We start from the raw sequence: 24,902 nt of genomic DNA, 5'->3' as shown, positions 1-24,902 counted from the left end.
GTCCGTGAAGACGTTCCGTCCGGGGAGTCGGTCGCCGCGGGCGATGAGACGAGGGCCGGCCCGGCTTTCTCAGCGATACCGCCCGCGGCGCCAGACGCCGTCCTCGCGCATCATGTTCATGAGCAGGCCCTCGCGCAGGCCCCGGTCGGCGATGCGCAGGCGCTCGGACGGGAACACCCGGCGGATCGCCTCCAGGATGGCGCAGCCGGCGAGCACGAGGTCGGCCCGGTCACGGCCGATACAGGGGTTGTCGGCACGCTGTTCGAGGCGGGTGTCGAGCAGATCCTCGATTGCGTCGCCGACCTCGTCGTCGCTCATCCAGAGGCCATCGACCCGACGCCGCTCGTAGCGGGCGAGCCGCAGATGCATGGCCGCGAGCGTGGTCACGGTGCCCGAGGTGCCGAGAAGGTGGAAATAGGGTGCGGTGGCAGCCGCCGCGGCGCGGATTGCGAAGGGAGAGATGAGGTCGCCGACCTCCTCGACCATGCCCTCGAAGGTCCGCCGGGTGACCTCGGTTCCGCCATGGCGCTCGGCCAGCGTCACCACGCCGACGGGGAGCGAATCCCAGGCGCGGATGCGCAAGGTCGGGTCGGTCGAGGGGTTGGCCGCCGCGCCGTCGAGCCATGCGATCTCGGTGGAGCCGCCGCCGATATCGAAGATCACGACCGATTCCGCCCGCGGGTCGGCCAGCGCGGCGCAGCCGGTCACGGCGAGATAAGCTTCCGTCTGCCGGTCGACGATCTCAAGGTCGAGCCCGACCTCGGCGCGCACCCGCGCCACGAACTCGGCGCCGTTGACGGCAAGCCGGCAGGCCTCGGTCGCGATCACCTTGGAGCGGGCCACCGCGCGGGACTTCATCTTGCCCCGGCAGATGCGCAGGGCCTCCACCGTGCGCTCGATCGCCGCCTCGGTGAGGCGATTGGAATTACCCAACCCCTCGCCGAGCCGGACGATGCGGGAGAACGCGTCGATTACCCGGAAGCCGTTGGGCGTCGGCTCGGCGACCAGAAGGCGGCAATTGTTGGTGCCGAGATCGAGCGCGGCATAGGCGTCGCGGCGGCCGTGACGACCGGTTTCGTAGCGGGGAGGGAAGCTCTCGATCGGGCGTCCGCCCGTGACCGTGCGGGAACCCTCCCGCGCTGTCTGCGGGTCGGCGGTGGGGCGGGCCGACACGGCGGCGGCGCTCTCATCCCTCATCGACGCGACCGAACTTCCTGGCGATGCAGCCCGGCAAGACGCCGGGCCGACGTGGCACCAAGGCTACAGGCGTTATTCAGGAACTGCAAAGGCTGGATGGCCGGCCTTACACGATTTGCCGCATGGATTGTTTCGCGAAAAGTCCCTCAACCCGGTTCCTGCCGCGGCTTAGCCGCCCCGCCGACCGTATAGCTGCGGCCCTTCCATACGGCCCGGCCGGCCCGACCGGGGCGCAGCAGCACGTTCCACTGGATCGCCAGCGCCGTGCCGACGGTGGCGGGGTGCAGGAGAATCGTCGCGAGCGGCTCGGCGACCCGCAAAGTGATCGCCGCCCGCGTCGCGAGCGAGACGATGACGGCGGCCGCCGCCAGAACGGCGGCCGTGCCGGCGCCCAGCGCCAGCGCGAAAGCGAGGACGAGCCAGGGCAGGATATGTCCGCCGAACAGCAGCACCGTCCAGACCGGGAGCGAAGCGGGCGTCGCCATGCCCTCATGCGCGTTCTTCGAGAAGCCGGCCCAGCTCTGCGCAAAATCCCGGTACATCCGGCAGGCCGCGAGCGCGTGACCGGCGACGAGATCGGTGTGGAAGCCCTGCTCGCGGAACAGCCGCGGCAGGCGCACGCCGTCATGGAGCGAGGTGCGGATCGCGCCGTGCCCCCCGGTCCGCCGGTAGGCGTCGCGCGCGATCAGGATCATCTGCCCGCAGGCGGCGCCGAGCGAGGGGCGGGGCGAGGCGCGCATCAGGGCGATCGGCAGGTAGCCGAGCATCAGGAAGTCGATCATCGGCACCGTCAGGCGCTCGCCCAGGGTCTCCATCACCTGCCGCGGCACGCCGCTGACGAGATCGGCGCCGCTCCGGACGGCATGCGCGGCGAGCGCCGCCGCACCGTCCGGTGCCAGCGTCACGTCGGCGTCGAGGAACAGGAGGCGCTCGCCCCGTGCCGCCTCGACCAGGGCGATGCAGGCGTGGTTCTTGCCGGTCCAGCCCTCGGGCAGGGCGGGCACAGCGATCAGCCGCAGGCGCGGATCGGTGCGGGCGATGCGCCCGACGATCGCTGCGGTCTCGTCGGCCGAGTGATCGTCGCCGACGATCACCTCGACCGGAACCCCGCGACTCGCGAGCGCCGCCCGGACCGTGCCCTCGATCACCGCTGCCTCGTTGCGGGCGGGGATCAGGATCGAGACGAGGCCGTCGCTCGGCGTGGGCTCGGGGCTGCGCAGGATCGCGAGATTGACCGCGGCCAGCCCCGCCGGAAGCAGGGTCAGCGCGAGGGCGATGATCGCGAGGACGAGGAGGGTGAGTGTCATCGGGTCCGCGTCTCCTCGGAATCGCCGTCCCGGTGGCCCGGCTCGAAGCGGCGGCCGCGGTCAGCACCGCCGCGAGCCGCCGCCAGCCGTCATACACGCCGCCGACCCCGCGCCGACCCGCCAGCAGCGTTTCAAACCGAGCCGGATCGCGGGCGATCACGTCGGCGGAGAGCCGGTCGAGGGTCGCGGTCAGCGCCGTCTCCATCCGGGCGAGGCGCTCCGGACGGGGCAGGGCGAGCAGTTCGGCGGCGGTGAGCGGTTGACCGAAGGCGAGGAAGGCTTCCGCCCCGCGCTCGTCCCAGAAGGCGTATTCCACGGCCAGCGGCAGGAAGGTCGCCTCGGGTGCCATCTCGGCCAGGCGCGCGACGCCGGGCTTCAGCCCGAGCGGGCGGGTTCGCACGTCGGCAAAGCGCCCTTGCGCCGTGATCCAGATCGCGCGGTTCGGCGCAGCCAGGATCGCGCGGGCGGCGGACAGAAATTGCGCACCGCCCCGCACGCTGTCGAGATCGACGGGGAAGGCGCCCAACCTCCGGAAGATGCCATACTTCTCCAGCATCGCCGCATCGATCGGCGCGAAGCTCTCGCGCCCCGGAAACAGGCGGTCGGCCGCCACGATCAGGATCGCCGCATCCCACCACGCCGGATGATTGGCGTAGATGACTAGCGGCGCCGTGCCGGTGATGCCGGCCGGAGCGCCCCAGCGGGCCAGCCGCAGGGCGTTCAGGTGGCGTCGCACGAAGCGGTCGAAATAGGCGGCCATGAACCGCCAGAGCCGGGCCGAGCGCTCGGGCGGAAGCGGTTTGCCCCGCGCCATGTCGAATCAACTCAGGCGGTCTTGCGCAGCTCCGGTTCTGCACGGCCGCGCAGATCCTGGTCGAGGGCGTCGGCCGCGATCCAGCCCGACATCATCACCATCGGCATGCCCGGCCCCGGATGGGCGGCACCGCCCGCGAGGTAGAGGCCGCGCACCTCCCGCGAGCGGTTGCCGGGCTTGAACGCGCCCATCATCCGCCCGTGCGAGGCGAGCCCATAGATCGCGCCGTTGAGCACCTTGTAGCGGTCGTGGATGTCCTGCGGGGTGAGGTGGCGCTCGACGACGATGCGCTCCTCGAGATCCGGCATCCCGCCCGTGCGCTTGAGCTTCTCCAGGATCGTCCGGCGATAGGCCGGGAACATCTTCGACCAGTCGTGGTGCGGCCGAAGATACGGCGTGTGGACAAGGACGTAGAGCGCCTCGCCGCCCTCGGGCGCAACGCTCGGATCGGTGGAGGAGGGGGCCGCGAGGTAGGCGGTCGGGTCGGGGGCCGGCTCGCCCTTGCGGTAGATGAAGTCGAACTCCTCCTCCGGGTCGCGGGAGAAGACGAAATCGTGGTGGTTCAGGTGCTCGTAGCGCTTGTTCAGGCCGAGATAGAGCACCACGCCGGAGCAGGCCGGTTCGAAGGACTTCTTCTCGTAGGACTTGCCGACCTCGCCGCCGACGAGTTCACGGTAGGTGCGCACCGAATCCATGTTGGAGATCACGGCGTCATAAGGCGTGATGCCATCGCGGGTGCGCAGGCCGCGGAGCTGGCCCGCGGCGATATCGAGGCCCAGCACCTCGTCGGCGGGCTTCATCGTGGCGCCGAGTTCGGTGGCGAGCCGCATCAGCCCCTCGGCCACCGCGCGGGTGCCGCCCATCGGGTACCACACGCCTTCGGCCGTCTGCATGTGGGCGATGGCGCAGAGCACCGCCGGCGCGCCGTAGGGCGAGGAGCCGACATATTGCACGAAGTGGTCGAGCATCTGCGCGAGGCGCGCATCCTTCACCTTGCCGCGGATCGTGCTCGCGACGGTGGCGTGCATGCGCAGGCTCAGCACGTCGCGGAGCGTGCCGGGATTCATGTTGGCGCGCAGGTCGATCGTGTCGAACAGATCCTGCACCGCCTTCCAGAAGAAGAACCGCTCGGAGACGCCGTGCAGATGCTCGGAGACCGCGATGAACTTCTTGTAGCCGTCGCCCGCCCCTTGTCCGGGCGCGAACCGGTCCATGGAGGCGGCCATAGCGTCCACGTCCTCGATCAGATCGACGCGCGAGCCGTCATCGAAGAAGCAGCGCCATTGCGGGTCGAGGCGGCGCAGATCCATGTAATCGTGCACCGAGCGCCCGGCCTCGGCGAAGATGCGCTCCAGCACGCGCGGCACGGTGAGGATGGTCGGCCCCATATCGAAGCGGAAGCCGCCCTCGTGCAGCACCGCGGCCTTGCCACCCATCCAGTCGTTCTTGTCGTAGACCGTGACGCGATGGCCGCGCGCGGCCGCCACGCAGGCCGAGGCCAACCCACCGAGCCCGCTTCCGACGACCGCGACCGAAGAACCCTGGCTCATTGGAAACGCGTCTCCCGCGCGGCCTGAAAAAGAAGGCCGTCAAAGCGAAGCTAGATGCGGGACCGGGCGGGTCAACGTGCCACCCGGTCGCGCTCGGTTCATTCCACGCCGCGGGCTGTGGACAGAGACGCGAGAAAATTGCCGATTTCCCGGCGCCGCTGCGCGGATTCAAGCACGTCGGCACCGATCCCGAGGCGCCACGCGCGATGGCGGCGTGTGGCGCCCTCGCTCCCGTCGAGATCCGAAATCTCGCCGGCATAGGCCTCGACCGCAGCGGGATCGGCGGCCAGCCCGGCGGAGACGACCGCATCGGCGCTCAGCCGCAGCATCGCGGCCAGTTCGTCGAGGTCGGTTTCCGGGTGGTACTGCGTGCCCCAGAACAGCCCGCGCCCGTAGCGGATCTCGATCGCCTGCACGTCGAGCATGGCGTTCGCCGCAAGCACCCGCGCGCCGGACGGGGCGCGGACGACGGCATCGAGATGGATCGCGGGCGCATCCCAGGCGGGCGCACGACCGGCCAAGAGCGGGTGGGCGGCCCCGTCACCCGTGGCCGTGAGGCGCCGGGCGAAACCGTATTCCGGCCCGCGCGGGTTCTCGCCGACATCCCCGCCCGCGATCGCCGCGGCGACCTGCATGCCCCAGCACGAGCCGAAGACCGGCAGCCCGGCTTCCAGCGCCGCGCGCATCAGGTCGAGCTGGCGCCGCACCGCCGGACCGTCATCGGCGAGCCGCAGGGTGGAGCCGGTGAGGACCATCCCGTCGAACCCGGCGAGATCGGACCCGATCGCGGCCTCGGCATCGGCCGGGTTCACCAGCGTGCAAGCCACCTCGGGCACGAGATCGGCCACGACGCTGGCGAAGGCCTGCGAGGTGGTTTGGCCGACGGCGGCCTCGCGCTTCGCACGGCCGTCGCGGTCGTTGCCGTCGGCGATCAGCAGGCGCAGCATCGCGTTCGTCATGGGGGTGGGGCGGCTCCGAAGATATCCGGGCGAGAGGACATGCGGGCAAGAGGACTTGCGGGCGAGAGGGCCTGCGGATGCGAACGAAGGCCCTGCCCGATCTGCCCGGCGCCGTCGCGGAGACGGGTCGCCACGGGTCAATCCGCCTCAGACCGTTCTCCGGCCCACCACCCCGACCGCCACCCCCAGACCTAACGCCGCCAGGGCCGCCAGCACGCCCCAGGCCGGTAGCGCCGCCGCCGCGCCCTCACCGAGGGCGGCCTGATAAGCCTCGATCGCCCAGGCGTTGGGCGTGAGCCAGCCGGCCTGCTGCAGCCAGGGGGGCATGAGGAAGCGGGGCACCATGCTGCCGCCCACCGCCGAGAGCAGCAGCACGCCGAAGGTCGCGGCGAGATGCGCCTGCTGACGTGTGGCCGAAAGCGCGCAGGCGGCGAGCGCGAGGCCGGCCGCCATGGCCGAAACGAGGATCGAGGTGACGAGCCAGCCGATCCAGTGGCCGGACACATCAACGCCGTGCAGAAGCGCGGCGGCGGAAAAGATCAGCCCGGCCTGGACCACGCCCTGGCCGAGCAGGAACAGGAATTTGCCCAGCACGATCACCGGTAGCCCGCCGGGGCCGGCGGCGAGGCGATCGGCCAGCCCGCCCTCGCGCTCGTCCACCAGGGAGAGCGCCCCCTGCATCGCCGCGAACAGCAGGAACACGGCGGCGATGGCGCCCGCATAGTAGCTCACCCGCTCGTTGCCGCGCCCGCTCGCGGTGGTGCGGGTCTCGACGAGACGGGTGAAGGAGAACGGCTCCTTCTTCGCCCGCTGCTCGGCGAAGGCCTCGTCGAGGAAGGCGCGCTCGTCCGGCCCGATCTTGCCGGAGCGCTCCACGTCCGCGACGATGCGCGAGAGCACCACGTCGGGCAGCGCGTCGTTGAGGGCACGCTGGAGCTGGCCCAGCGCGATCGGCGTGGCGAGCGCCCGCGACGGACTCTCGATCAGCAGCACCGGCTGGCTCGCCGCCGCGCTCCCCTTGTCCTGGCCTGCCTTGTCGGGGCCAGCGGGTGCTGCGAGGTCGCTGCGCAGCACCAGGGCCACATCGACCTCGCCGCGGCGCACGGCGCGGACGGCCGCCGCCTCGTCCGCCACGTCCAGGCGCGCGATGCGTAAGGACGGCTCGGCCTCCAGCGCCGTGACGAGGCGCTGCGTGGTGGCGGTGCCCGCGAGGTCGGCGAGCCCGAGATGGATGCGGATGCGGTCGCCGATCGCGCCCGAAAAGATCGCCGCGAAGATCGCGAAGATGACGGTGGGCAGCACGAAGGCCATGGTCAGCGCTGCGCGGTCGCGCACGAGCGAGAGCCACATCACCCGGAATGCCGCCGCGATCACGCTGCGCTCTCCAGGCCCGGACGGTCGGCGAGGCTGTCCCGGTAGAGGGTTTCCAGGCCGGGGCGGCGCACGCGGATTTCGGCCACCGGCACACCGGAGATGCGCAGGGCGGCAAGCAGAGCCGCGCCGTCGAGCCCGCCGGCCGCACCATGGTCGGCGCGCCAGAACCGCGCGTCACCCGTGAGCGGTGAGAAGCCGGAGCGCCGCAGGGCCGCCTCGGCGGCGGTGTCCGGGGGGCTCTCCAGCACCGCCTCGTGCTCGGGCGGGGCGGCCTCGAGCGGGCGCATCAGCGCGGCGAGGGCGCCCTCGAGCCGGATCTGTCCGTCGGCGAGGATGGCGACGCGGTCGGCCAGGCGCTCGGCCTCGGAGAAATCGTGGGTGCTGATGACGAGCCCGGCGCCCCCCGCGCGCAGACCCGCCAGCACCGTGTGGATCGACGCCCGCGCGTCGAGATCGACCCCCTGCGTCGGCTCGTCGAGCAGGATCAGGTCGGGCTCGCTGAGCAGACTCACGGCGATGTTGACCCGGCGCTGGTAGCCTCCCGAGAGCGTGGCGACGAGCCGCCCCGCCACCTCGGCCAGCGCGCAGCGCCCGATCGCCGCCGCGACCGCTCCGCGGCGCTCCCCCCGCTTCAGGCCGGCGAGCCGGGCGAACACGTCGAGATTCTCCGCGACGGTGAGGCGGGGATAGAGCGCGATCTCCTGCGGCACGAAGCCGATCCGCTTGCGGGTCGCCCGGTCGGCATGGGGATCGCCGCCGAGGATGCGGACGCTTCCGGCATCGGGCGCGAGCCGCCCGGCCAGCAGGCGGATCAGGCTGGTCTTGCCGGCCCCGTTCGGTCCGAGCAGGGCCAGCGTCGTGCCGCGAACGAGGGTGAGGTCGAGTCCGCGCAGGGCCGGACGGCTGCGATAGGCGAGGGCAGCGCCCTCGACGGAGACGAGGGGCGGGGCATCGCTGCGCATCATCCGCCCGTCAGCGCCGCGGCAGGGGACGGGCGATGCGGATCCGCACGGCGGCGCCGGGTTCGCGCAGGGCGAAGCTCGCGCTGGCAAAGTCCGGCCGGGCCCGACGCGCGACCGCGCCGGAGAAACCGTAGGGCTCCAGCGGCAGGCCGAGCCCAGTCCGGTCGAGCCGGCCGTTGCCGTTCTCGTCCTGGAAGGCGGCGACCGCCCAGACGCCCGCGGGCACGTCGGTGAAGACGAAGCGCTCGGCGCCGCCGCGGACCGGAGCGCTCCGGCCGATCGGACAGGCGGCCTCGCTCAGCCCGCCCTGGCACAGGGTGACGTACACTTCGCCCGGCCCCGGCTCGGCCCCCTCGACGATCACCTCCAGGCCTGCCGCCCGCGCCGGGCCCGTCAGCGCCGCCAGCACGGCAAGGCCCGCGAGAAACGCGGCCCGCATCAACTCGGATCGCCCTGCGTGGCAAGCGGCGAGGTCGTCGGCAGGTCCGCCAGGATCGCGGGCGCCTTCTCCTTGGCGAGATCCTCGATCAGGAGCCGGGCCGAGATGCGCGCACCCTCGTAGATCACCGGTAGGCCCGAGCCCGGATGGGTGCCGCCGCCGACGAGGTAGAGCCCCGGCCCGAAGCGGTTATGGGGGCGGAACCACAGCATCTGCATGAGATCGTGGGCAAGGTTGAAGGTCGCGCCCTCGTGCACCGCGAATTCGTCGCGCCAGTCGCGGGGATCGACCACGCGCTCGTAGCGGATGCGGCTCTCGATGTCGGGAAGGCCGAGGAGCTTCAAGCGCTCCAGAATCAGCTTGCGGTAGGTCGGGCCGACCGTCTCCCAATCGATGCCCGCCTTCAGGTTCGGCACCGGCACCAGCACGTAGAGGGCGGTGTGGCCGGGCGGCGCCATGCCGCCATCGGTGAAGCCGGCATGCTGCACGTAGATCGAAGGCTCCATCGGCAGCGTGCCGCCGGTGATTTCCTTGATGTTGCGCTCGTATTCCTTGGCCAGCAGGATGGTGTGGTGGCCCAGGCTCTCGGGCATTTTGCCCTCGATGCCGAGGTAGAGCATGTAGGTCGAGCAGGAGAGCCGCGCCTTGCCGATCTTGGCGTCGCGCCAGCGCGGGCGCCGCTCCTCCGGCACGAGATCGCGGATCACCTTGGCGAAGTCGCCGTTCACGACCACCGCGTCGGCCTTCAGCGTCTCGCCGCCGACGACCACGCCGGTGGCGCGCTTGCCCTCGAACAGGATCCGCTCGACCGATTGCCCCAGGCGGATGTCGACGCCCATGCGGCGGGCCAGTCCCGCCATCGCCTCCGAGACCGCGCCGCAGCCGCCGACCGGGTGGTAGACCCCGTGCTCGTATTCGAGGAACGAGAGGATCGTGAACAGGCTCGGGCAGCGGAAGGGGCTCATCCCGAGATATTTGGTCTGGAACGAGAAGGCGAGGCGCACCCGCGGGTCGGCGAAGTAGCGCTTGAGATCCCGGTCCACGCTGCGGCCGGGATGGAGATGGGGGAGGGCGGCCAGCATCGCCGGGCTCGCCATCGACAGGATGTTGTCGAAGGGCTGTTCCAGCACCGGCTTGAAGTAGTTCAGCTTGGTCCGGTTCTCTTCGAAGAACTTTTCGACGTTCTCGGCATCGGCGGGGGCGAGGCGGGCGATCTCGGCCTTCAGCCGCGGCACGTCGCCGGTGGCACGGATCTGCCCCGAAATGCCGCCCTCACCCTCGAAGACGAGGTTGTATTGCGGGTCGAGCCGCTCCAGCCGGACATGGTCTTCCAGGCGCTCGCCGCAGGATTCGAAGATGTCGGCGAGGATCTGCGGATAGAGGAAGAAGGTCGGGCCGATGTCGAAGCGGTAGCCGCCCGGCGCCTCCACGGTCTTGGTGCGCCCGCCGACTTGGGCGTCCTTTTCGATCAGCGTGACGTGCAGTCCGGCCTTGGCCAGGAGCAGCGCCGTGGCAAGCCCGCCGGGGCCGGCCCCGACGACGATCGTGCGGCGGCCCGACAGGGTACGCAAACCTTCCCGCGACTGCAGCAACGCCCCAAGACTCCCAACCTGACATCGTCGGCGCAATCTTGGCCGGAAGCGGGCGAGGGGCAAGAGGCACGGATTGTCGCGTGCCGCCGGCCTCACTAGGTTCCGGCCGCGTTCAGGGCCGCCGCCGACGCAGCGGGAGCACGGCAGCGGCGCCGATCTGCGGGCCGGTCTCGGCATCGAGATCGGGCACGGCGATGATCGGCGCGCCGCGCAGATCCCGGCGCATGACGATGGCGCCGCGCTCCTCCAGATAGCCCAGCATGCGCCGGGCACGCCCCGCCGAGGAGGTGCCGTAGGCCTCCGCGAGCGCCGCGTCGGAGGGGCAGGGTGAACCTTCGAGCGCCGTGCGGGCGATGAGCAGGAACAGGCCGGCCAGATCCTCCGGCAGACCGGCAGCGATCTCCTGCGCCCGCTCCCAACCGGGTCCCTCGGCGGTGGCGCCCTGGACGCCGGCCCGCGCCACGGCGAGCCGCCGCTTGAACTCGGGCAGGCCCATCGCCTCGCCGCCGATCCGGCGGATACGGCAGCGGACGGTGAAGTCCTGGTAGAGGGTGGCGGGCGTGCAGGCGGCAGCGTCCGAATCAGCGAGCACCGAGGCGAGGATCTCGGCCATCGCCGCCTCGCGCTCGGCCGGATCCATCGGCTCCTCCTCCGGCAGATCGTCGCGCACCGGCGGGCGGTAATTGGCGAGCTGGACCAGCACGTCGGGGCCGGGCGCGCGCACGGGCTTGGGCCGGGGGGCAGGCAGGGGCCGGGCCTCCTCCTCGGCCGACGCCGTCATGATCAGGGCGCGCGCCTCCTCGCCCATGGTAGGCAGGGGGAGCAGGTCGGGGGCGGCGTTGCGGCTCTCGGTCACCGTCGGACCGATGGCGATCGGCAGCGGGCGCTTCGAGAGCGCCGGGCCGAGACCCACGAAATGGCCACGGGCGAGGTCGCGGAACATCTCGGCCCCGCGGCGGTCGAGGCCGAGCAGGTCGGCGGCGCGCGCCATGTCGATGTCGAGGAAGGTGCGGCCCATCAGGAAGTTCGAGGCTTCCGCCGCGACGTTCTTGGCGAGCTTGGCCAGACGCTGCGTGGCGATGATGCCGGCCAGCCCGCGCTTTCGCCCGCGGCACATCAGGTTGGTCATGGCGCCGAGCGAGAGGCGGCGGGCCTCGTCGGAGACCTCGCCCGCGGCGGCCGGGGCGAAGAGCTGCGCCTCGTCCACCACCACCAGCATCGGGTACCAGAGCGAGCGGTCGGCATCGAACAGCCCGCCGAGGAAGGCGGCGGCGGCGCGCATCTGGTCCTCGGCGTCGAGCCCCTCCAGCGAGAGCACGACGGAGACCCGGTGCTCGCGCACGCGGGCGGCGATGCGCAGGAGTTCCGCCTCGTTGCCGTCCGCCTCGATCACGACGTGGCCGTAGCGCTCGGCCAGCGTGACGAAATCGCCCTCGGGGTCGATGATCGCCTGCTGCACGAGGCCCGCGCTCTGTTCGAGCAGGCGCCGCAGCAGATGCGATTTGCCCGAACCGGAATTGCCCTGGACGAGGAGGCGCGTCGCCAGAAGCTCCGTGAGGTCCATCATCCCGGGCTTGTCGCCGGCCCGACCCAGATCGATCTCGTAGCCCATCCCGTACCCCGCTGGCGCCCGCTGCTTCTAACATGCGCCGGCCGGCCGGGGTCCGCGAGGGCCTGAGCCGTCCACAGGCGGGAGGCCGCAGGCGATCGTCAGACGCGGTAGAAGAGAACCCGACCTGCCGGGCATATCTGAAGCAGGAAATCGAAATCCCTGATGTTCCGCGTCAGAACCGTGGATCCGAGCTTCAGAGCCTGGAGGAACAGCACGCAGTCGTTGAGAGCCCGCCTGCGATCATCCTTGGCATAGTTTTGATTACGGCCCAGCATCCCGGCATAGACCGCCGCCTTGGCCAGCACCTCGGCGTCGGGCGTGAAGAGGCGGTGTCGCGGCACTCCATCGATCATGCGACCGATCTTCTCCACCGCCTCCAGGCTCCGCGGGTCGGCCGGATCGAGAGCCCCGACCGCGTACATGAGTTCCTGCACGGCAACCGCGCTGTGGTTCACGTGTCGGATCGAAATCAGATCCCTGATGGCCGGCGGGGTCTTTCCTTGAAGACCATCGATATAGACGCAGGTATCGAGCAGAAGGTCATATCCGGCCTCAGCCCGAGCGCCGACGAAGGGGAGCAGGTCGTCCGCGCGCCGGAGCAGGGGCGATGATGGCATCTGCCTCCGAAGGCGCTCCGCAACCCTGAAGCTGAAAGCCACGTCGGGCCTGTCAGAGCTCGAGATCCAGGCCCGGATCGACCGTACCGTGCAACTCACGGAAAACTTGCGCAAAATTGTCCTCGACCGCGAGGTTGGCCAGCGCGAACTCGACTAGCTCCGTGTCGGACACCAATCCCGTCCGCGCCTTCGCACGCTCGATCAACTCGGATGAAACCCGGCCGGAGATTCGGGAATCCTTGCCGGCGGTGAGGCCGCTGGCCTGCGCGAGGGCCATCACGGCGACGACCTGCTCGCGCTTGATAGCTCCCTTGCGGCGGCTTTCCTCGGAGCGCAGCTTACCCAGACTTTCCTTTGGCATTTGCCGAGTACCCCTGCTCATCGCCGCCTCGACTGCCGTTGAACAAATTACATATTTGGGCAACATAGCCAGGGTTTAATCCAGGTTCAAGGCGCCCCCGGGGTCGGATGCGCGCTCCTGATCAGGATGAGAAGCGCCGTCCGGCCAGATGATGCAGCGCGATCGCACCGGCGGTCGCGACGTTGAGCGAATCGAAGCCCGGCGCCATGGCGATGCGCACGCGGCGGGCGCGGGCCATCAGCGATTCAGGCAGGCCGGGCCCCTCGGTGCCGAGCAGCAGCAGCGCGCGGGCCGGTGGCTCCAGGGCGTCGAGCGTCTCGCTCCCGCCGGGGGTCAGCGCCAGCGGCGTCAGGGCGTGGCGTTCGGCGAGGTCGAGCAGCGCCGCCCCGCTCGGCGCGCGGGCGAAGGGCACGGTCAGCGCCGCGCCGGCCGAGACGCGGATCGCCTTGCGGTAGAGCGGATCGCAGGTCTCGGCGTCGAGCCAGACCGCGTCGGCGCCGAAGGCGGCGGCGTTGCGAAACAGGCCGCCGACATTGTCGTGGTTGGTCAGCCCGACGAGCCCGACGACGAGGGCCGGAGCGGGCGCGGGCGGGACCAGGGACTCGGGTGACGGCTCCTCGCCGCGCAGCCCCACCGCCAGCACGCCGCGATGGATCGGAAAGCCGGCCACCGCGCTCATCACGTCCTTGCCGGCGAGATAGACCGGCGGCCCATCCCCACGCAGCAGATCCGCAAAGCCCGGCCAGCGCTCGGGCGCCAGCAGCACCGATTCCGCGGCAAAGCGGGCGCTGCCGGAGAACAGCAGCCGCAGGGTCACCTCGCCCTCGACGATGAAGCGGCCCTGCCGGCCCACGAGGTCGCGCTCGCGCACGTCTCGGTAGGCGGAGAGCCGCGGGTCGTCGGGATCGTCGATGGCGATGGGCTCGGGCAAAAGAGGGTCGACTTTCGCTATCGCATCGTCCTGTCCCGAAAGCCGGCAACCACCTTTCGGGACGATGCTTTAGGCGCGGCCGCCGCCCATGCGCATGGCGAGCGGGTCGGCCTCTTCCTTCTTCGGCACCTTCACCAGGGCCTCGCCGTCGAGCACCACCTCGTCGCCGACGGAGCAGGTGCAGGCCAGCCGGGCGCGGCGGCGCTCGGGGATCAGCTCAGCCACCTCGACCTTCACCTCGACGATGTCGCCGATGCGCACCGGCGCGCGGAAGTTCAGAGTCTGCGAGATGTAGACCGCGCCCGGCCCCGGCAGGCGGGTGCCGAGCACCGCCGAGATCAGGCCCGCGGTGTAGAGGCCGTGGGCGATGCGGGTGCCGAACGGCGTGCGCGCGGCGAAGTGCTCGGAGAGGTGGATCGGGTTGCGGTCGCCGGTGATCTCGGCAAAGCCCACCACGTCGGAGGAGGAGATCTCCTTCTTCAGGATCTCCGTCAGTCCGACTTCGAGATCCTCGAAATAGAGCACGCGCAGTTCGGGCAACATGGTCAACGCCTCCCCGGTCCGGATCGCCGCTCGATAGGCGGCTTGGCTGTCCTTTGGCAGATCTTTCGCCTTGCACAGCCGCGCGTGCAAATCCAGCCGGACAATGGGCCGAGAGGCCCGCCGCCGGGAAGGGCCTCGACAGGGCAGGGCGCCTCGGTCCATCACCGGCCCGCCCGCGTGTCTCTCACAAAACTCCCGCTGCGCCGCCTTGCCCAGAGGGCAGACGATCGGTGATCGGGAGTTTTGCGAGGTACGCTTATCCCACCCTCGGGAACCCGCCGGTGCCTCGTCTGCCGCCCTCGCCGAGCCTGCGCCCGGTCGTCGCCCGTGTGGCGGCGCTGAACCTCGGCTATTTCGGCATCGAGATCGTCGTGGCGCTGGCGATTGGCTCGGTGGCGCTGATCGCCGACAGCCTCGACTTCCTGGAGGATGCCGCGATCAACCTGCTGATCTTTGCAGGGATCGGCTGGAGCGTGCGCAACCGGGCGCGGCTCGGCACCCTGCTTGCCGGCATCCTGCTGGTGCCGGGCCTCGCCACGGCCTGGGCGGCCTACGAGAAGTTTTCGGATTTCACCGCGCCGGCCCCCGTGCCGCTGACGCTGACCGGCCTCGGCGCGCTTCTCGTCAACCTCGCCTGCGCGCTGATGCTGGCCCGCCACCGCGACGGCCATGGCAGCCTCACCCGCGCGGCCTACCTCTCCGCGCGCAACGATGTCGCCGCCAACGTCGCGATCATCATCGCGGGAGCCGCCACCGCGCTGACCCTCTCGCCCTGGCCCGACCTCGTGGCGGCAGGGGGCATCGCCGTCATCAACGCCGATTCCGCCTTCGACGTGCTCAAGGCCGCCCGCCGCGAATGGCGCGCCGCGGCCGAGGAGACGGCGCAGGCCCGCGCCTGACGCCTTGCGACTTCTCTCTCGAACCGACGGACGCCGTGCTGCGCCTCTTTCCCCTCTCCGACCTGCATCTCGAACGCCGCCGCCCGGAGATGATCCCGCCGCCCGCGGCCGCCTTCGACGTGCTCGTCTGCGCCGGCGACCTGCATGAGGGCCAGCCCGAGTCCGGGCTCGCCACGGTGCTGGCGCTGGCGGGCGAGCGGCCGGTGGTGCTGGTGCCGGGCAACCACGAGCACTACGCCCCGACCGGCGACCCGCGCACCGCGCCCGAACTCCTCGCCGCGCTCGAACGCGAAGTCGCCCGGCTGAACGGTCTGGGTCACCGCATCCACCTGCTCCAGGGCGGGCAGGCGGCGGTGATCGGCGGGGTGCGCTTCGTCGGCACGACGCTGTGGAGCGACTGGTCGCTCGCCGGGCGCTGGCTCACCGACGACACGCCCGACCGGCCCGACGACCCGGTCGCCTATGCGGCCGCGCGGATGACCGATCCCGTCACCGGATCGCGCGAGTATCGCGGTTCGATCCGCCGCGCCGACCGCGAGCCCTGGTCGCCGGCCGACGCGATGGAGGCCCATCTGCGCGAGCGGGCGGCTTTCCTCGAAACGCTGGCCCAACCGCACCAGGGCCCCACGGTCGCCGTCACGCACCACCCGCCGAGCCCGCTCGCCGCCGACGCGTTCCGCGACAGCCCCGGCGTGCCGTGGTGGGTGCCGGCCTTCTACGCCACCACCATCCTCGACGACCTGCCCGACGCGGACCGTCCCGATCTCTGGATCTCCGGCCACTTCCACGCCGGGCACGATCTGCGGATCGGGCGCACCCGCTGGCTCGCCAACCCCGTGGAGGGAAAGACGTTTCGCAACGATCTCATCGTCGCGGTGGGATAGCGATCTCACGGACGAAACCCGACGCCGGCTTCGTGCGTAAGGCTCCGGCTCGCCACAGGCGGGAAAAGCCAACAAAAAACGGGAGATTCGCCATGAACGCCTTCATCGCCGTCGTGCTCGTCTGCGCCAACGGCATCCCGCAGCAGGATTGCAACGACGAGCGGGCGAGCGAGGTGCGCAAGGTCCGCGTCGCGAACGAGCTCGGCTGCACCAACGGCTGGCAGGAGATCATCGCCCGCACCGACCTGAGGGACGAAGTCGGCAAGACGAGCTACCTCAAGACCGAGTGCCGCCGGGTGAAGGAACGCGAATAGCTTGGACCGTTGCCTCTCCGGCGTCGCCTCCGCGCCGGAATCTGCTATTCAGGCGCGGTCGAGCCCTGAAATTCACGTGAGCGGAGGGGATCGGCACAGTGTTTCGCCGATCGTCGAGAGATTGATGCGCCCGAAATCCGGACTTGCCGCCCTGCGTTGGCCCGCCCTGGGCATGCTGGCCGCCCTGTCCGTGGCCGGGCCGGTCCTCGCCGCCGCGCCCCCGGCCCAGCCGACGGAGGGACCGGGCGGCGTCGGCGACAAGGCTGCCACCATCACCAAGCGCGCGGTCGGCAAGGCGAGCGCAGCGACCTACGCCTTCTACAAGGCGGGTCCGGCGCCCGAGGGCGGGCGGCCGGTGGCGGTGTTCCTGCATGCCTGGGGCGCGCCGAACCCGCAGGCCTACGGCGCCTGGATCGACCACCTCGCCCGCCATGGCTGGCTCGTGCTGTTTCCCCGCTTCCAGGAGGTGAACCGCACCCGACCCTCCGACGCGCCGGCCATCGCCGCGCGCCTGCTGAAATCCGCGCTGGCGGATCTCGCAGGCGACGCCGATGCGAAGCCGGATACGGGCCGCCTCGCCCTGATCGGGCATCTGGCGGGTGCGCCGCTCGCCGCCCATCTCGCGGCGGAAGCCGCGCAGGAGGGCCTGCCGGTGCCGAAGCTCGTCTACGTCGTGATGCCCGGCGGCATCGCCCGGGACGCCAAGTCCCGCGGCGTCCCGCTCGGCGATCTCGACGGCATCTCGCCCAAGACCCTGTTGGTCACGGTGATCGGCGACCGCGACGCGCGGGCCGCCGATGCCGCCGCCCGGCGCATCCTGCGCGACGCCCATTCCGTACCGCCCGAGCGCAAGCTGTTGGTGCGGGCGCTCTCGGACGACCACGGCTTCCCGGCGCTGACCGCGACGCTTGCCTCGCCCGCCGGGCTCGACGCGGCCTATGACGGCGGCGCGATCAAGCTGCCGCCCGATCCGCCCGGCGAGAAGCCGCCGCCCTTCCGCTGGTCGGCCGACATGGCGCTCTCGGGCGAGCAGACGACCCTGGTCTCGCAGATCAACAATGCCCGCGCCGACAGCCTCGATTTCCTCGCCTTCTGGCGCACCTTCGACATGGCGGCGACGGCTGCCTTCGCCGGCAAGGATGCCCAGAGCCTGAAGAACGATCCCGCTTTCAGCGACATGCGCCGCTGGGGCGACGGCTGGCCGGTCAAGCGCCTCGGCGTCGAGATGCCGAAGGTGCCGGGCACACCTGCCGCCGTGCAGCGCTGACCGCCCGTTTCCCGTCCCGATCCGAAACCTCAAAGGATGCCGACAAGCCGATGAAGCTGTTCCACTCGCACAGCTCGCCCTTCGTGCGGAAGGTGATGGTGGTCGCCCACGAACTCGGCCTCGCCGAGCGGCTGGAGTTGCTGCCGAGCGCCGTCCACCCGGTCAAGCGCGACCGCTCCGTGCTGGCGCAGCATCCGCTGGCGCAAGTGCCGACCCTGATCCTCGACTCCGGCGAGAGTCTCGCCGACAGCCGGGTGATCTGCGAGTATCTCGACGCAGAGGCCGGCGGCCGGCTGTTCCCGGCTGGGGGCGACGCGCGCTGGCGGGCGCTCAACGAGCAATCCACCGCCGACGGCGTGCTCGATGCGGCCCTGCTGATCCGCTACGAGCTGACCGCGCGCCCCGAATCCGAGCGCTCGGCCGCCTGGATCGAGGGGCAGACCGCCAAGATCGAGAGCGCGCTGGCGTGGTTCGAGGAGCAAGCGGAGGCTTCGGGCGAACGCGTCGATATCGGCACCATCGCGCTCGCCTGCGCGCTCGGCTACCTCGACCTGCGCTTCTCCGACATTGCCTGGCGCGACGACGCGCCCCGGCTCGCCGCGTGGTTCGCCCGCTTCGAGGAGCGGCCCTCCATGGTGGCGACGCGCCCGCCCGCCGGATAGAGCGCTTTCCGACGAAGTGGACGCCGGTTCGGCGAAAGAAAGCGCGTTGAACCATAGACCGAGAGACGCCGACCTGATGCCATCAGGTCGGAGACGGCTCTGGCCTCTCCCCGTCTTCAGGCTGGCTCGGCCCTTGCTAAGCTTGGACCGTCCCTGCCGGGAGGCCCACCATGCCCGATTTCGTCGCCGCTTCGCTCGCGTCCGCCGTCTTCTGCCTCGCGATCATCGCGCTCAACGCGCTGACCCGGCTCGCGCTCCAGGCCCCGTTCGCGCCGGACGGGCTCGCCGAGAACGGCTTTCTGCAATACGGCGGCGCGCTGGCGCTCGCCGGGACGACCTACCGGCGGGCAATGCGTCTGCCCGGAAAATTCATCGGCGAGTGAACCGCCTCAGCGGGTAAAACCGTTCCGGCCGAGAGGCTTATCCTGCACCGCTACGTGTCTGGATCACGTCGCCGACGCGCGCGATCCGCGAGCACGACCGCAGCCTGAAACGAAAAGAGCCTGCCGCGAGGCGTTCGCGGCAGGCTCCGGATCGATGAAGGGCCCCGCCCGCTGCCGGGCAGGGCCGTTTCCTAGAAGTACGACTTCAGCACACCGCGGCGGCGCACGTCGAGCGTGGCGCAGTGGAACGAGCCGCCGAACGGGCCGTAGGACAGGAACGGCGCCGGGATCGGGTCGAAGCCCCAATCCTTCAGGGCCTTGATCAGGGTCGGCTGGCTCTGATCGACGACGATCTTCTTCTCGTCGATGGCGAGCACGTTGATCGAGGTCCAGGGCGAGCACATCGAGATCTTGCTCATGAAGCCCTCGACCGGGTCGGGGCGCGGGGCGATCAGCACGTCCCACTTCTTGAGCACCGCCGGCAGCTTCTCGACGTCGATGTAGTCGGGGTTGACCAGCACCTTGCCGGGCGCGAGCGGCATGAACGACGAGTCGATATGCATCGGCTGCGGGCAGCGGCTCTCGATCTCGTGAATGCGGAAGCCCGGTCCGAGGTGGCGGCGCAGCCACTCGATGCCCATCAGGTTCGTCACGTTCGAGCGGGTCACGAACAGGTCGCGGCCGCAGCGCACGAAGTCGGCCGCGTCGAAGACCGGCTCGAACTCGTTGACCGTGAACTGCATCGGTTCGCCGGCCTTCAGGTTCGGCACCCGATAATCGTAGTTGTAGAGATCGTCCGTCAATTGAGGGCGCGGGGCCGACGTCCACCGCGCGCCATTGCGAAAATATTCCTTGAACAGCGAGCGGTAGGCATCGCCCTCGAAGTAGCGCGAGCGCCAGCACATCGGGCTCTCGATGATCTCGTCACCGATCACGAGATACGGGTCGCGCGGGCAGGCGACGCAGAAGCCGCGCGAGGTCCAGCGCGGCGCCTTGAACTTCTTCGAGAAGTCGACCGTATCCGGGCGGCGCACCTTCACGCCCTCGCCGGCCAGGATCGAGATGAAGTTATCGAGCTCGGCTTGCGCGAGCTTCTTCATGAACTTCGGATACTTCCAGCCGGAGGCGAAGCGGTAGAACGGCTGGGCCGCCCGCGGCAGGTTGAAGATCACGGTGAGGTGATGGGTCGGGATCGTGGCGCCGTCGAGCGAGCCGACGATCACCTCCTCCAGCGGATCCCACTCGTTCCAGGCCATCACGGGGCTGCGGGTGGCGGGAGACTGTCCTCCCCGCTCGTCACGACCCTCGTAGCCCTGTGAAAAACCCGTCGACGAGGCGTCGTTGACCAAGGCGGAATCCGCCGTGATCTGCGGCTCGCGATCCATTTGAGGCTCCCTAGAAGCGGCATCTCGCGGTAATCGTCGCCAGCGTCCACCGCGGGCGCCGCTTTGCTCCCCGGTGTGTCAATCGGGTGATAGACAGGGCAGATCAAAGCTGCAACCTGCCGGAACGCTTCCCACCACCGGCTAAGCTTCGATGGTCGCCTCGGGTGGGATTTCGACAACACAAGCCTTCGCCGATGATCGAAAGAGGCTGATGAAGCGTCTCACAACACTGGCATCGATCGTTGGATTGGGCACGGCGCTCGCGCTGTTCCTGTCTTCCGGCGTGTCCGATGTCACCGCCGCGGTCGTCAGCGCGGGTTGGGGGACGCTCGCCGTCGTGCTCGCCCGCTTTGCAGCGGTCGCCTGGGCGGGCCTCGGCTGGTACGCGGTGTTCCCCCGCGGCGCCGGGCCGACCCTGCGTGACTGCATCTCGCTGCGCTTCGTGCGCGAGGGCATCAACACGCTCCTGCCGGTGGCACAGGTCGGCGGCGACCTCATCGGCGCGCGCCTGCTCACCCGAAGCGGTACGCCGGGCGGCATGGCCGGCGCCAGCATGTTCGTCGATCTGATGACCCAGGCGGTCACGCAGCTCATCTTCACCATCGCCGGGCTTCTCCTGCTGATGCAGATCACCGGCGACGGGCCGATGGTGCGCACCGTCGCGGGCGGCGTGCTGATCGCCATTCCGGCGCTGGCCGCCTTCTACGTCATCCAGCGCCGCAGCGGTCACCGCCTGATCGAAGCCGCGCTGAGCCGCTTCGCCGCCGGCCGCGAGTGGCGCGCGCTCGGCGCGATCGACGTGCTCTTCGAGAACCTGCGCCGCCTCTACGGCAACCGCGCCCGCGTCGGCGCGGCGCTTCTGATCCACCTCCTCGGCTGGGTCGCCGGCACCGTCGAGGTGTGGATCGCCCTCAACGCGATGGGCTATTCCATCAGCTTCCTCGATGCGCTGGTGATCGAGAGCCTCGCTCAGGCCGTGCGCGGCGCCGCCTTCGTCGTGCCCGGCGCCATCGGAGCCCAGGAGGGCGGCCTGATCGCTCTGGGCGCCCTGTTCGGCATCCCGGTGGAAGCCGCGCTCGCCCTCTCCCTGGTCAAGCGCGTCGCCGATCTCGCCGTCGGCCTGCCGAGCCTCGCCCTGTGGAACCTGATGGAGCGCAAAGGCGCGGCGCCTGCCGAAACCGACGGCACCGAGACGGTGCGCGAGGGGCTTGGCGCGATCCGGGCACGGCTCGGCCGACGCTCGGGCGCGACCCCGCTCGCCCCGGCCTACGGCTTCTCCGCCGCCCGGAACCCTGCCCCCCTTTCCTCCGACAACGAAGCTGGAGCGCTCCAGAAGTGCGCCTGAACCGCCGCAGCCTCCTTGCCGCCGCCGTGGCGATGCTCGCCCTCACGGCGACACCGCACCCCGTCCGGGCCGCCGACGATCCGGCCGTGGCGCCGATCCGGCGCCTCTACGCCAAGTTCGAAGAGGCGCTGAAGAACGGCGCGGGCGACCTCAAGAGCCGGCGCTGGCGATCGTCGGCGAGACCCTGGCCGAGACCTTCGACACGCCCGCCATGGTGCGCACCGCCGTCGGGCCGAAGTGGAAGACGTTCAAGCCCGAGCAGCAGGACGCGCTGACCGTGACCTTCGGCAAGTACTTCGTCACGCTCTACGCCAACCGCCTCTCGCAGGCGGCGGGCGGCAAGTTCCAGATCGAGCCCAAGAGCGAGGAGCGCGGGCCCAACCGCGTCGTCTCGACCCGCGTCTCGAACAAGGACGGCGACGATTCCGAAGTCGATTACGTCGTCAACGCCGGCAACAAGGTGCAGGACGTGCTGCTCAACGGCAATGTCAGTGAGGTCGCCTCGATGCGGGCGAGTTTCGCCGACCCGCTCAAGGGTGGTGCCGACGGCCTGCTAAAATTTATGCGCGAACGCACCGATGGGATGCTCGCCGCCAAAGTCTCGCCCAGAGAGTAGGGCCAGAGACCAGGGATTGAGAAGCGCTCCGCCGGGCAGAACCAACCATCGATTCGGCAGGAACGAGACCACCGACAACGCCTGGAGCCGACCGCGACCCGTTTGGGGCGGCGTCCAGGCTTCACCGTCTTCAGACCGCCGCCCGCGGCCCCGCCCCAAGACAGCAGCGAGCAACGCCGCGCCATGGATCTGAACGAGCTGCCGGCCTGGATCGCATCTGTGCTACTGCTGATGGCGCTCGCCGGTTGCGTCTATGCCCTGCTCGCGGCCTGGCTCGTCGACCGTTTCGCCGCGCGGCCGTCGCCCGCGCTCGCGGCCGATGCGCCGCGCCCCGGGGTGACGATCCTCAAGCCCCTCTGCGGCCTGGAGCCGGACCTCTTCGAGAACCTCGAAAGCTTCTGCCGCCAGGATTATGCCGGCCCGGTGCAGATCGTCTTCGGCGTCCAGAACGCGGCCGACCCGGCGATTGCCGTAGTGCAGCGCCTGCGTGAAGCCCATCCCGCCCTGCGCCTCGACCTCGTGGTGGATCCGAGCCAGCACGGCTCGAACCGCAAGGTCTCCAACCTCATCAACATCTCGGAGCGGATCGCCCACGCCGTCGTGGTGCTGGCCGACAGCGACATGTCGGTGAAGCCCGATTATCTCGAGCGCGTCGCCGCCGCCCTGTCGCAGCCCGGCGTTTCCGGCGTGACCTGCCTCTACCACGGCGTGCCGGGCGACCGGGGCCTGTGTGCCCAGCTCGCGGCGCTCGCCATCGACGTGCAGTTCGTGCCCAACGTCATCCTCGGCACCACCTTCGATCTCGCCCGGCCCTGCTTCGGCTCGACCATCGCGATGACGGCCGAATCGCTGGCCCGCATCGGCGGCTTCCGCGCGTTCAAGGATGATCTGGCCGACGATTACGCGATCGGCGAAGCCCTGCGCGCCGAGGGCGGCACGGTGGCGATTCCCGCCCTCACCATCGGGCATGCCTGCGTCGATACCGAGCTGTCCGGCCTGTGGCGGCACGAGCTGCGCTGGAACCGCACCATCCGCAACGTCGATCCGAAGGGTTATGCCGGATCGGTCGTGACCCACGCCTTCCCGCTGGCGCTGCTCGCCGCGCTGATGCCCGGCGCCGGCTCCGGCGCGCTCGCGGTCGCGGCCCTGGCCCTTACCTGCCGCATCCTGCTGTGCCTGCGCATCGAGCGGGCCTTCGGGCTGAGCCCCCATGCCTACTGGCTGTTGCCGATACGTGACATGCTGTCCTTCATCAACTTCACCTGGAGCTTCGTCTCGGGTGCGGTGACATGGAAAGGTCACGATTACCGTGTGGTTGCGGACGGTACGCTGATTCCGGAGCACGGCCTCGGTCGCGAGTCGCGCGCGACTTCGGTCTAAGCTTCAAACCATTCGCCCTTTTACAGATCAACGCTCGAGCCTTGAGGCCTTGAACCCCATGCGCACGCTCTTCCTGCAGGCCCCCACCTTCGACGGCTTCGATGGCGGCGCCGGCTCGCGCTACCAGGCTAAGCGCGAGATCAAGTCGTTCTGGTACCCGACCTGGCTGGCCCAGCCGGCGGCTCTGGTGCCGAATTCGAAGCTGATCGACGCGCCGCCGCACAACATCAAGCTCGAAGAGATCGTGGCCCAGGCCAACGACTTCGACCTCGTGGTGCTCCACACCTCGGTCCCGTCCTTCAAGTCCGACGTGAAGACCGTCGAGGCGCTCAAGGCCGCCAACCCGCGGCTGATCGCCGGTCTGATCGGCGCCAAGGTCGCGGTGGATGCCGCCGGCTCCATGGCCCAGGCCCCCTGCATCGATTTCTGCGCCCGCAACGAGTTCGACTTCACCGTCAAGGAAGTCGCCGACGGCGTGCCGATGTCGGAGATCAAGGGTCTGTCCTATCGTGATGCCAACGGCGTCGTGGTCCATAACGAGGACCGCGAGATCATGACGGACATGGACCAGCTCCCCTTCGTCACGAGCGTGTACAAGCGCGACCTCGAGATGGAGAAGTACTTCATCGGGTACCTGAAGCACCCCTACATCTCGTTCTACTCGGGCCGTGGCTGCAAGAGCCGCTGCACCTTCTGCCTCTGGCCGCAGACCGTTGGTGGGCACACCTACCGCACCCGCTCGGTCGCGCACGTCATCGAAGAGATCAAGTATTGCCTGAAGGAGTTCCCTCAGACGAAGGAGTTCTTCTTCGACGACGACACCTTCACCGATAACCTGCCGCGCGCGGAAGAGATCGCCCGCGAGCTGGGCAAGCTCGGCGTGACGTGGTCCTGCAACGCCAAGGCCAACGTGCCCTACGAGACCCTGAAGGTTCTCAAGGACAACGGCCTGCGCCTGCTGCTCGTCGGCTACGAGTCCGGCAACCAGCAGATCCTAAACAACATCAAGAAGGGCATGCGCGTCGAAGTCGCGGAGAAGTTCACCAAGAACTGCCACGAACTCGGCATCGCCATCCATGGCACCTTCATCGTCGGCCTGCCGGGCGAGACGAAGGAGACGATCCAGGAGACGATCGCGTTCGCCAAGCGCATCAACCCGCACACGATCCAGGTCTCGCTGGCGGCGCCCTACCCGGGCACCTTCCTCTACAAGCAGGCGGTGGAGAACGGCTGGCTCGACGTCGAGAACGCCGAGCTCGTCGACGAGAACGGCGTGCAGATCGCGCCGCTGCACTACCCGCACCTGTCGCACTCGGAGATCTTCTCCGCGGTCGAGGAGTTCTACCGGAAGTTCTACTTCCGCGCTCCGAAGATCGCCTCGATCGTCAACGAGATGGTCCGCTCGCCCGAGATGATGAAGCGCCGCCTACGCGAGGGCGTCGAGTTCTGGCACTTCCTCCGGGACCGCAAGGCCGCCGCGTAACGCTGAGCCGCCGGCTCCATTGAGTA

At 69.9% G+C, this 24,902-nt stretch carries 23 protein-coding genes and 2 pseudogenes; 10 read left to right on the top strand and 15 right to left on the bottom strand.

Annotated features, from left to right (window positions below):
• Window positions 1–69: 69 nt before the first annotated feature.
• The 14 genes and pseudogenes from M2437_RS16115 to croR all read right to left on the bottom strand — a co-directional run bounded on the left by M2437_RS16115 (window position 70) and on the right by croR (window position 14,258).
• A complete protein-coding gene (locus M2437_RS16115; RefSeq protein ID WP_015951777.1) occupies window positions 70–1,197 on the bottom strand; it encodes a Ppx/GppA phosphatase family protein in 1,128 nt (375 codons plus the stop codon).
• A gap of 146 nt (window positions 1,198–1,343) precedes the next feature.
• Window positions 1,344–2,504: a glycosyltransferase family 2 protein gene (locus tag M2437_RS16110; RefSeq protein ID WP_253388039.1), complete on the bottom strand. Its 1,161-nt coding sequence runs from the start codon at window positions 2,502–2,504 to the stop codon at window positions 1,344–1,346.
• A pseudogene (locus tag M2437_RS16105) lies at window positions 2,501–3,318 on the bottom strand (lysophospholipid acyltransferase family protein). Before M2437_RS16105 ends, M2437_RS16110 begins: the two are co-directional and overlap by 4 nt.
• Window positions 3,319–3,329: 11 nt before the next feature.
• On the bottom strand, window positions 3,330–4,868 hold the full coding sequence (locus M2437_RS16100) for a phytoene desaturase family protein (RefSeq protein WP_003603441.1): 1,539 nt from the start codon (window positions 4,866–4,868) through the stop codon (window positions 3,330–3,332).
• A gap of 98 nt (window positions 4,869–4,966) precedes the next feature.
• Window positions 4,967–5,827: a type 1 glutamine amidotransferase gene (locus M2437_RS16095; RefSeq protein WP_253388037.1), complete on the bottom strand. Its 861-nt coding sequence runs from the start codon at window positions 5,825–5,827 to the stop codon at window positions 4,967–4,969.
• Between the two features lie 147 nt (window positions 5,828–5,974).
• Window positions 5,975–7,201: an ABC transporter permease gene (locus tag M2437_RS16090; protein ID WP_253388036.1), complete on the bottom strand. Its 1,227-nt coding sequence runs from the start codon at window positions 7,199–7,201 to the stop codon at window positions 5,975–5,977.
• Window positions 7,198–8,166, bottom strand: a complete 969-nt coding sequence (locus M2437_RS16085; RefSeq protein WP_253388035.1) for an ABC transporter ATP-binding protein — start codon at window positions 8,164–8,166, stop codon at window positions 7,198–7,200. Before M2437_RS16085 ends, M2437_RS16090 begins: the two co-directional genes overlap by 4 nt.
• A 7-nt stretch (window positions 8,167–8,173) precedes the next feature.
• On the bottom strand, window positions 8,174–8,602 hold the full coding sequence (locus M2437_RS16080) for a DUF2141 domain-containing protein (RefSeq protein ID WP_012254688.1): 429 nt from the start codon (window positions 8,600–8,602) through the stop codon (window positions 8,174–8,176).
• Entirely contained in the window at window positions 8,602–10,194 is a 1,593-nt protein-coding gene (gene crtI / locus M2437_RS16075; RefSeq protein WP_056457477.1) for a phytoene desaturase family protein, read from the bottom strand. The genes M2437_RS16080 and crtI overlap by 1 nt, the downstream gene beginning before the upstream one ends.
• 112 nt (window positions 10,195–10,306) lie before the next feature.
• Window positions 10,307–11,806 carry a helicase HerA domain-containing protein gene (locus M2437_RS16070; protein ID WP_003606607.1) on the bottom strand — a complete coding sequence of 500 codons (1,500 nt, stop codon included), beginning with the start codon at window positions 11,804–11,806 and terminating at the stop codon, window positions 10,307–10,309.
• Between the two features lie 98 nt (window positions 11,807–11,904).
• On the bottom strand, window positions 11,905–12,423 hold the full coding sequence (locus M2437_RS16065) for a type II toxin-antitoxin system VapC family toxin (RefSeq protein ID WP_182570022.1): 519 nt from the start codon (window positions 12,421–12,423) through the stop codon (window positions 11,905–11,907).
• Window positions 12,424–12,475: 52 nt separating this feature from the next.
• Entirely contained in the window at window positions 12,476–12,805 is a 330-nt protein-coding gene (locus tag M2437_RS16060; protein WP_253388034.1) for a hypothetical protein, read from the bottom strand.
• 100 nt (window positions 12,806–12,905) lie between these two features.
• Window positions 12,906–13,715, bottom strand: a complete 810-nt coding sequence (locus M2437_RS16055) for a TrmH family RNA methyltransferase (RefSeq protein WP_253388033.1) — start codon at window positions 13,713–13,715, stop codon at window positions 12,906–12,908.
• Between the two features lie 69 nt (window positions 13,716–13,784).
• The gene (croR, locus tag M2437_RS16050) at window positions 13,785–14,258 is read right to left on the bottom strand and encodes a 3-hydroxybutyryl-CoA dehydratase (protein WP_003606989.1); all 474 of its coding nucleotides are present in this window, start codon (window positions 14,256–14,258) and stop codon (window positions 13,785–13,787) included.
• Between the two features lie 281 nt (window positions 14,259–14,539).
• Between croR and M2437_RS16045 the strand changes: the two genes are divergently transcribed.
• The 6 genes from M2437_RS16045 (at window position 14,540) to M2437_RS16020 (ending at window position 18,667) form a co-directional block, all read left to right on the top strand.
• Window positions 14,540–15,157, top strand: coding sequence for a cation efflux transmembrane domain-containing protein (locus M2437_RS16045; protein ID WP_253388032.1), 618 nt, complete (start codon window positions 14,540–14,542; stop codon window positions 15,155–15,157).
• A gap of 35 nt (window positions 15,158–15,192) precedes the next feature.
• On the top strand, window positions 15,193–16,041 hold the full coding sequence (locus M2437_RS16040) for a metallophosphoesterase (protein ID WP_056113665.1): 849 nt from the start codon (window positions 15,193–15,195) through the stop codon (window positions 16,039–16,041).
• 92 nt (window positions 16,042–16,133) lie between these two features.
• Window positions 16,134–16,355, top strand: a complete 222-nt coding sequence (locus M2437_RS16035) for a hypothetical protein (protein WP_003606993.1) — start codon at window positions 16,134–16,136, stop codon at window positions 16,353–16,355.
• A 124-nt stretch (window positions 16,356–16,479) separates the two neighbouring features.
• Complete coding sequence (locus M2437_RS16030) at window positions 16,480–17,622, top strand: dienelactone hydrolase family protein (protein WP_253388031.1); 1,143 nt, start codon at window positions 16,480–16,482, stop codon at window positions 17,620–17,622.
• A 50-nt stretch (window positions 17,623–17,672) separates the two neighbouring features.
• Complete coding sequence (locus tag M2437_RS16025) at window positions 17,673–18,284, top strand: glutathione S-transferase (protein WP_015823601.1); 612 nt, start codon at window positions 17,673–17,675, stop codon at window positions 18,282–18,284.
• 170 nt (window positions 18,285–18,454) lie between these two features.
• Complete coding sequence (locus M2437_RS16020) at window positions 18,455–18,667, top strand: hypothetical protein (RefSeq protein WP_015951792.1); 213 nt, start codon at window positions 18,455–18,457, stop codon at window positions 18,665–18,667.
• Window positions 18,668–18,858: 191 nt separating this feature from the next.
• Here the strand turns inward: M2437_RS16020 and M2437_RS16015 are convergent, their stop codons facing one another.
• Window positions 18,859–20,052, bottom strand: coding sequence for an amidinotransferase (locus M2437_RS16015; RefSeq protein WP_003601705.1), 1,194 nt, complete (start codon window positions 20,050–20,052; stop codon window positions 18,859–18,861).
• A 211-nt stretch (window positions 20,053–20,263) separates the two neighbouring features.
• On the opposite strand from M2437_RS16015, the gene M2437_RS16010 reads away from it, so the two are divergent.
• From M2437_RS16010 to hpnJ, 4 genes and pseudogenes are all read left to right on the top strand, one after another.
• Window positions 20,264–21,397 (top strand): HpnL family protein, encoded by a 1,134-nt coding sequence (locus M2437_RS16010; protein WP_041357976.1) that lies wholly within the window; start codon window positions 20,264–20,266, stop codon window positions 21,395–21,397.
• Window positions 21,388–22,013: pseudogene (locus M2437_RS16005) on the top strand (MlaC/ttg2D family ABC transporter substrate-binding protein). Before M2437_RS16010 ends, M2437_RS16005 begins: the two are co-directional and overlap by 10 nt.
• A 183-nt stretch (window positions 22,014–22,196) precedes the next feature.
• Window positions 22,197–23,393: a bacteriohopanetetrol glucosamine biosynthesis glycosyltransferase HpnI gene (gene hpnI, locus M2437_RS16000; protein WP_253388029.1), complete on the top strand. Its 1,197-nt coding sequence runs from the start codon at window positions 22,197–22,199 to the stop codon at window positions 23,391–23,393.
• Window positions 23,394–23,451: 58 nt separating this feature from the next.
• Complete coding sequence (gene hpnJ / locus M2437_RS15995) at window positions 23,452–24,876, top strand: hopanoid biosynthesis associated radical SAM protein HpnJ (protein ID WP_003601712.1); 1,425 nt, start codon at window positions 23,452–23,454, stop codon at window positions 24,874–24,876.
• Window positions 24,877–24,902 lie beyond the last annotated feature (26 nt).

Origin of the sequence: Methylorubrum pseudosasae (genome assembly GCF_029504475.1) — a bacterium.
In the GTDB taxonomy this organism is placed as follows: domain Bacteria; phylum Pseudomonadota; class Alphaproteobacteria; order Rhizobiales; family Beijerinckiaceae; genus Methylobacterium; species Methylobacterium extorquens.
Note: the sequence above shows the minus strand (reverse complement) of the source record. Positions and strands in the feature narration are given on the sequence as shown.

Coding starts and splice junctions, on each gene's coding strand:
- M2437_RS16115 (WP_015951777.1), bottom strand. CDS start 1,197: ATGAGGGATGAGAGCGCCGCCGCCGTGTCGGCCCGCCCCACCGCCGAC.
- M2437_RS16110 (WP_253388039.1), bottom strand. CDS start 2,504: ATGACACTCACCCTCCTCGTCCTCGCGATCATCGCCCTCGCGCTGACC.
- M2437_RS16100 (WP_003603441.1), bottom strand. CDS start 4,868: ATGAGCCAGGGTTCTTCGGTCGCGGTCGTCGGAAGCGGGCTCGGTGGG.
- M2437_RS16095 (WP_253388037.1), bottom strand. CDS start 5,827: ATGACGAACGCGATGCTGCGCCTGCTGATCGCCGACGGCAACGACCGC.
- M2437_RS16085 (WP_253388035.1), bottom strand. CDS start 8,166: ATGATGCGCAGCGATGCCCCGCCCCTCGTCTCCGTCGAGGGCGCTGCC.
- M2437_RS16080 (WP_012254688.1), bottom strand. CDS start 8,602: ATGCGGGCCGCGTTTCTCGCGGGCCTTGCCGTGCTGGCGGCGCTGACG.
- M2437_RS16070 (WP_003606607.1), bottom strand. CDS start 11,806: ATGGGCTACGAGATCGATCTGGGTCGGGCCGGCGACAAGCCCGGGATG.
- M2437_RS16065 (WP_182570022.1), bottom strand. CDS start 12,423: ATGCCATCATCGCCCCTGCTCCGGCGCGCGGACGACCTGCTCCCCTTC.
- M2437_RS16060 (WP_253388034.1), bottom strand. CDS start 12,805: ATGAGCAGGGGTACTCGGCAAATGCCAAAGGAAAGTCTGGGTAAGCTG.
- croR (WP_003606989.1), bottom strand. CDS start 14,258: ATGTTGCCCGAACTGCGCGTGCTCTATTTCGAGGATCTCGAAGTCGGA.
- M2437_RS16035 (WP_003606993.1), top strand. CDS start 16,134: ATGAACGCCTTCATCGCCGTCGTGCTCGTCTGCGCCAACGGCATCCCG.
- M2437_RS16030 (WP_253388031.1), top strand. CDS start 16,480: ATGCGCCCGAAATCCGGACTTGCCGCCCTGCGTTGGCCCGCCCTGGGC.
- M2437_RS16025 (WP_015823601.1), top strand. CDS start 17,673: ATGAAGCTGTTCCACTCGCACAGCTCGCCCTTCGTGCGGAAGGTGATG.
- M2437_RS16020 (WP_015951792.1), top strand. CDS start 18,455: ATGCCCGATTTCGTCGCCGCTTCGCTCGCGTCCGCCGTCTTCTGCCTC.
- M2437_RS16015 (WP_003601705.1), bottom strand. CDS start 20,052: ATGGATCGCGAGCCGCAGATCACGGCGGATTCCGCCTTGGTCAACGAC.
- M2437_RS16010 (WP_041357976.1), top strand. CDS start 20,264: ATGAAGCGTCTCACAACACTGGCATCGATCGTTGGATTGGGCACGGCG.
- hpnI (WP_253388029.1), top strand. CDS start 22,197: ATGGATCTGAACGAGCTGCCGGCCTGGATCGCATCTGTGCTACTGCTG.
- hpnJ (WP_003601712.1), top strand. CDS start 23,452: ATGCGCACGCTCTTCCTGCAGGCCCCCACCTTCGACGGCTTCGATGGC.